Origin of the sequence: Tardiphaga sp. (assembly GCF_044340795.1) — a bacterium.
Classification (GTDB): Bacteria; Pseudomonadota; Alphaproteobacteria; order Rhizobiales; family Xanthobacteraceae; genus Tardiphaga.
Window position 1 is genome coordinate 1 of the sequence record NZ_JBIISY010000333.1, and the last position, 5,173, is coordinate 5,173.

The following is a 5,173-nucleotide window of genomic DNA, read 5'->3' on the forward strand; positions in this document are numbered from 1 at the left end:
GACGAACGTTGGAAACAGCGATCGCGACAGTGCTTGTTTCCCGAATGGCTGCAGCAAGTTTGTCTCGTCTACGAGGAGATAGACGCTTCGAGTCGTCGATGCCATGCGGAACGCTCCCAGGTCGAGGATAATTGCGGCAGCAACGATAGGCCCGGCTATTGCACCACGGCCGGCTTCATCGCAGCCGACCACAGGATTAAAGCCGCGACCGATAGCCTCTCGTTCTAGACGAAAGTCTGGCCGACCATATTGCATGAGACACTCCTCAGAAACTGCTGCCCTGAGGGTTGATGCTGTGAAGACCAGTTGTCGTCTGCCGCCCGCGCAATATTAGGTCCAATGTAATTGACGCCTGTCGAAAGGAACAACATTTCCGCCAAATGGACCTTTAAAAACAGTCGCTTCGGAGTCGGGACAATCCACTACACCGATACTGTCACTGAACAGTCTCGCTTCAAGACTAGACAATCGGCTAGCGAGTTGCCCGCAATACCCCGAAATGGAGGTAGCAGACTCAAAGATCGCGCAAGACGAACCATACAGCCGAGCTTTGTCGATCCCGCTCGAGGGGAAAATGCTACCGATGTCGTCGTCAACGAGGTTGATGCGTTCGCTCATCAAGTCGACCCGGCGCGCGATCGCTCGCAGCTGGCGCTGGATTGTTCGGACAGATTTGATTGCGGCTTCGGTGTTTACTTTAGACATTACATCCTCGTTTCATCGACCTCTTGCTGAACCGATATAGAACGGACCGTGCCTGTTAATCGAACACCGCAACGCATGCACTCGGCGTTTCAATTCGCCTGCCCGGCGTTTAACTGCGAGACCTTCGAGCAAGGACGATCGACACGTCATCCCGGCCGCCAGTGCTGAGCGCAGCTTGGTAAAAGTTCTTCGACGGCGAAAACAGGATTTTTGGATTGGTCGATGATATCTGCGATCGTGCTTTCGTCGACCGTGTCGGTAAGACCGTCGGACGTCAGGAGTACAACATCTTGAGACCAATCGGGCCGAAAAATAGAATAGCGAGGAGAGATGGTCCGCTCATGACTGGTACCACCGAGCGATTGAGTCACTTGATGAGCTGACGACGGTTTAGACGCTGCGATGGTTACACCCGGCGTGTCTCGGACCGACAGCTCCAGCAACTCACCTGGCCGGTGGATACCGGTGAGTCGCCGATATTGAAGATGGCTAAGTTTGCTCCCGACAACGTCATTCCGACAAGCGTGGAACCCATCCCACGTGCATCGGGCGTTTTGTCCATAAGACGGTAGAGATTTGCGTTAGCCTTGCGGATATTTGCCACGCAGAGGTCTCGATCAAAGAAGATCTGCTCCGGGATGGAAGCCAAAGCCGCCACGACTGACGAACTGGCGTGAGCGCCATGAACATGTCCGCCCATGCCGTCCGCAAGCAGCAGAATGCATTGGTCCTTAGCAATCGCCATAGTTTCTGGTGATTGCATGTCGCCCGTGAAGACGCGATCCCCGATCCCAACGCAATCCTGGTTATGCGACCGGCCCCGGCCGCAGCGCGTAAAGGCGGTTATGAGCCGATCGGGCATCCGTGAGATCTCCTTATCCCGCTCAGGAACATATTGGACTGAATGGTCGCCATAACGCTCTGACTAGCGGCGAAGCGTCACGAGTCTGACGCGAAGGTCGTCGATCGGAACCCGACTGAGGGCGTCACGAAGAGCATCGGTAATCCAGACGCGCGGATTGCCGAACGCACCCCCGCCGAGATGCGTAAGGAAGACTTCTCGGGAACGCCGCCGTCGATGATTGAGACAGCCGGTTAGAAGCGTCGCTTCATACGACGCCTCAAGGACGAGCCGGGCCAAAGGCTCCCATAGCGTCGTCGGAATTGCTGCATATGAGACGGGCAGGGCGGAGCAGAAGATCTGAGAAACCACGTGTCTCGGATCACGGCAGATGTCAGTAACCTCGACATCCCAATGAATTCCGACCTTGATGACGCCTCGCAAATAATCGCGTTCAAGGTGATCCGCCACTTGCAGGTAGTTGTAAATTGCTACCAGACCGGATCGAGTGGGCAGAAGATAGCCATTCTCAACATCCCACAACGCCTCGACGGGAAGGCGCAGCGCCGAACTCAAGGCCTGGCCCAGGCCGGAAAATAGATTGAGCTGGTGTGTCCTGGTTTGCCCGATTTGGCCTCCAATTGGGACGAAGTAATTCCGATAGATGGTGGCGGCGCCAGCCGCTATTGCGCAGGCCGGTCCCTGAGTGCGATCGTGTTCGTAGCGACTGATACCGTCCTCCGGCGTCATCCGCGGGCTCGTCATTTCCAGGCAGTTCGCTTGGCTAGCGACCATGAAGAGGGCGTCGGCATTTTTGACGTCGCGATGGAGGTCGCGAACGTCGGCGATCGTTTCTTCGATGATTGATTGCGAGCGAGTTATTGCCGGCGCTACGCGGCGACGAAGATCTGCAAGTGACGGCGTTTCGAACGTGCCGATGCTAAAATTTCGGCCATCATCCACCGAATAAAGCCTGCCGTCACGAACGCTAAGGCGTCGCTGTGTTTCGGTGTAAGTTGTTTCCGCAAATCCCGCTAAAGATTCGAACCAATTCACGATGCCTCCATGTGCTAAGTCCGACCGAGCGCAGAGATCTGCGAACAGCGCTCGGTCGTTCTAATTCCGTCAATGAAGGAGGGCGCCAGCCTTCCGTCGCCGGCGCACTTCACGCTCGGCCGCAGTGACAGCCTTTTCCTCAGCCGTCTTGAAGGTGTATCGCGGACGATCGGAACAAAATTTCACAGGGAATGAATGATCGTCGATCGCGCCGATCAAATTGCGCTCGGCTCGGGGTTTTTTCTTTGCATTCTGCGTCATGAGCGTCTCTCTTGGTGCGGGACGTTGACTGTTCAACGCCTGCATCGATATAGAGCGGCGACGCCGTTTGGACGGCGCCGCCAGTGCCGAGTGGCCAAGCGATAATGCGGCCCGCGCGACGAGCTTCATCGAGATAGTGTGAGATCGGCTTATCTCCGACGAAGAAGCGATCGCGCTCTACGGGAAGGCCGAGACGTCCGCGCAATTCGGCTATCTCTGTGAGATCGACATAGCCGAGTTCCGGAGACCCTAAACCCAGATCAGCGAGGCCAAAGAGGCGGTTCGGCTGCTCAGGATCGGCCTCGCTCAGAAGCCAGGTGGCCGAGCCGTCCGGCGTAAACAGTTTGCAGACTGGCTTGTGATCCTGATCGGGCCGCAATCCATTCTGGATTAGCCGCCGCGAGATCGCTTTCGTGAGCAACATCGTCATGCCGAAACGTCACGTTTCGTCTGACCGCCGGCATCCGGCTTCTCGCGTCGGCGACTTCCGTTTGTCCGACCGGGCGAGCGAACAACTGGCGCTCGGCGATCGCGATGGACGAGCGGAGCCAGCTCAGCCTCAATCGGAAAAGCCTGATCAGTGGCGCGGGCTTGTTGATCGATCCAATCCAGCGCATAATCGAAGACGCGACCGAAATCTGCGTAGCGCTGCCAAAGCGCGTTTGCCAGCTCAACGTTTCCACAATCGCGGATTGCCTCGATGAAGCTCTCGAGAGTGAGGGAGGTGAAGCCAATGCGGTCGGGATCCTGATCATCGGCTGGGATGAGTTCGTTGGCAAAATTTTGGAAGGCAACCTGTACGCGGCGGTTGAGGCGCGGGCCTATCGCCATGAAGTGAGCTCGAGGAGTGCAGCCGCGATCGACCGCAATTTGTGCAAGCATCGCTTCGCGCCAGAGTTGTTCGAGCCCAAGGTTACGGAGGGTAGGGCTATCCGGATCAATGAAGAGACGAACCTCTCGTGATCGAATGTCGTAGGTCTCGCGAAGACGCGCCGCTGGTCCACACATGTCTTCGGAATACTTGATTTCGATGAAGCATGTGATCGGGACGCCGTCTGGGTCGACCGCATCGATCGCGGCGTCGAAGGCCGTACCGTCCTCGAGCCCAGCGGGATCACGGCGTGGCAGGGGTGCGGTCTCAAAGCGAACGGCGAGCACCTGGTGAATGACATCCGGCAGTAGCCTCCGGAACACCGCGGTAGCGAGGTCAAGATCTTGAGCGAGCGGGATCAGAAGATTCATTGTGAGGGGCCCAGAAGACAGGGCGTTACCGAAAAGTCGCTCTTCGTCATAGCAGGCGCCGATCTCGCGCATGAGCAGTTCGCGACGAACAGCGGCGTGAATGTCGGCCGTCAGAAAGTTGCGGCCAGCGCGGGCGGCCTCTGCGCTGAGGACCGAGGACAGCGGCATGACCGTGTCGCCGGCTTCATTTTGGCGAACATGAAAGCCCGTCGCGATGTTGTGATCTTTTAGCCAAAGAGCCTGTAGCAGTCGTGCCGCCCGGCGAAATCTCGTGTCGATCTCGAAATAGCATTCGTGCCCTTTCAAAAGAGCTTCCGAAAGGAGCGGGACGCGCGGTGGCTGCGAAGAAATATGACTGGTCATCTGTATCTCCGAATGGTGATGTACCGGAGATTCAGCTGGCGTCCGTTGATGTTGCTAGACAACGAAAGGACGCGTGCGAAATGTCGCGCAGAGCCCCCCAATTTTGGGCGTAGAATGGGCGAGACAGAGGATATAGGAGCCATCGTTGGAGCCTTGGAGACCGTCGTTACCAAGGTTGCATCCATCGCTCCTTCCTACGTTCGAAGCTACGAACCACGTGGAGGGGACTTCGCGAAGAATAATCGGTTGTCAATATTTTTTCAACCGTCACGAAGCCCCACACCTATAGCGTTTTCTGCTAATCGTCGGAATCTATCAGCAGTGTCATTGGGACTATCCGAAGGAATGCTTCCGGACCGCGTTCGTCCATCTTCACATCAGGATCTTTGGTGATAGTGCCGCGAGGGAGATAGAAATTGCACTCGCCGCACTTGATATGATACGCCGATTTCCTGTGCACGAAGTTGCCCTGCCGGATAAGTTCTGAGATCATCTTTTTGACTGAAGGGGGATCGCCGTCGCGAAAGAGTTGAGCGGCATCGTCGATGGACTGTTTCTTCATTTCGGACTCCAAGCCATTTTTGAGAAAGCGATATAGTCCGCTGTGGTCGCGTCTTAGCCGACGATCCAGGGGCAAAAGGTCAGTGAAGCATTCAGTCGATCGCGTAATTTCGTGTCCGGCGGTGCGTTAATTCTTCCTCACAT

General features: G+C 56.4%; 6 protein-coding genes and 1 pseudogene. All 7 read right to left on the minus strand.

The features are described from left to right. Positions 1 to 255 (minus strand): annotated as a pseudogene (locus ACIQ17_RS30455) (hypothetical protein); the annotation flags it as partial. A gap of 75 nt (positions 256 to 330) precedes the next feature. Next, complete coding sequence (locus tag ACIQ17_RS30460) at positions 331 to 705, minus strand: hypothetical protein (protein WP_398473203.1); 375 nt, start codon at positions 703 to 705, stop codon at positions 331 to 333. 406 nt (positions 706 to 1,111) lie between these two features. Beyond that, positions 1,112 to 1,567: a PP2C family protein-serine/threonine phosphatase gene (locus tag ACIQ17_RS30465; protein ID WP_398473204.1), complete on the minus strand. Its 456-nt coding sequence runs from the start codon at positions 1,565 to 1,567 to the stop codon at positions 1,112 to 1,114. A 63-nt stretch (positions 1,568 to 1,630) separates the two neighbouring features. After that, entirely contained in the window at positions 1,631 to 2,602 is a 972-nt protein-coding gene (locus ACIQ17_RS30470) for a hypothetical protein (protein ID WP_398473205.1), read from the minus strand. 139 nt (positions 2,603 to 2,741) lie between these two features. Then, positions 2,742 to 3,293, minus strand: coding sequence for a DUF2958 domain-containing protein (locus tag ACIQ17_RS30475; RefSeq protein WP_398473207.1), 552 nt, complete (start codon positions 3,291 to 3,293; stop codon positions 2,742 to 2,744). Continuing rightward, positions 3,290 to 4,468: a PGN_0703 family putative restriction endonuclease gene (locus ACIQ17_RS30480; protein WP_398473209.1), complete on the minus strand. Its 1,179-nt coding sequence runs from the start codon at positions 4,466 to 4,468 to the stop codon at positions 3,290 to 3,292. Before ACIQ17_RS30480 ends, ACIQ17_RS30475 begins: the two co-directional genes overlap by 4 nt. Before the next feature lie 298 nt (positions 4,469 to 4,766). Next, complete coding sequence (locus ACIQ17_RS30485) at positions 4,767 to 5,030, minus strand: hypothetical protein (protein ID WP_398473210.1); 264 nt, start codon at positions 5,028 to 5,030, stop codon at positions 4,767 to 4,769. Positions 5,031 to 5,173: the final 143 nt, after the last annotated feature.